The sequence below is a fragment of the Acinetobacter sp. HR7 genome, assembly GCF_000773685.1.
GTDB lineage: Bacteria > Pseudomonadota > Gammaproteobacteria > Pseudomonadales > Moraxellaceae > Acinetobacter > Acinetobacter thermotolerans.
Genome location: NZ_JPQO01000019.1, coordinates 1 through 914, shown reverse-complemented (window position 1 = coordinate 914; position 914 = coordinate 1). Strand labels below are relative to the sequence as shown.

Sequence of the window (914 nt, the reverse complement as noted above, 5' to 3'; positions counted from 1 at the left end):
ATATAAAAATCCCCATCTGGTATGGGGATTTTTTATTTCAGGCGGATTCAAGCGGCAAGTGCAACAGTATAAAAACCAGCCATAACTTCACTCGGTGTATACCAACCTAGCGTTTTTCTAGGACGATGGTTGAGTGCAAATTCTATCTGCTCTATTTGTTCGTTTGACACGTCATCAAACGATGATGATTTTGGCAGATATTGACGGATTAAACCATTCGTATTTTCATTTCTAGCTCGCTGAATAGACTTGTAAGGATCAGCAAAATACGTCTCTATCCCGGCATCAGTAATTCTTTTGTGTTCGGAAAATTCTTTACCATTATCAAATGTCACACTATAAGCATGGCTCATTCGTAAACGATCTAACGCACAAGTAATCGTTTGAGAGGATGCTCTCGTTGATCCTAAATGAACAATATGTACATACAGGCTCTTTCGATCAACAAGGGTTAATAAAGCACCTTTATGATGTTTACCAATCACCGTGTCACCTTCGAAATCTCCTAAACGTTGTCGTTGATCAATGACCTGGTCTCGACAGTGAATACTTGTTTTATCAATGATTTGCCCCCTACGATCCGTGTTTTTGTAACCTCGTTTTCGATATTTCTTCTGATGCCTTAAGTGTAGATGGAGTTTACCGCCTTTTGATTTATCTTGATAAATGTACTGGTAAATCCACTCATGTGAAGGTACATCCAGCCAACCGCGTTGTGTTAAAGCACCTGAAATTTGTTCTGGTGACCAGTCCAAGCCAATTAAATAATCAATATAGGCGAAGGCAAATGCTGTCATTGATGAGGAAGGACGGTACCGTCTTTGACTTGCAAATTTAGCTGCCTGTTGAGCCCTATATCCACGTTGCCCAGTATTTCTTTTTAATTCACGGTAGATGGTTGATCGTGAACGCCC

The 914-nt window shown here is 40.2% G+C and carries 1 protein-coding gene; it reads right to left on the bottom strand.

Annotated elements, in window-relative coordinates:
* Positions 1-47 precede the first annotated feature (47 nt).
* A partial coding sequence (locus tag GW12_RS01355) for an IS30-like element IS18 family transposase (protein ID WP_034582432.1) occupies positions 48-914 on the bottom strand: 867 nt, incomplete at its 5' end.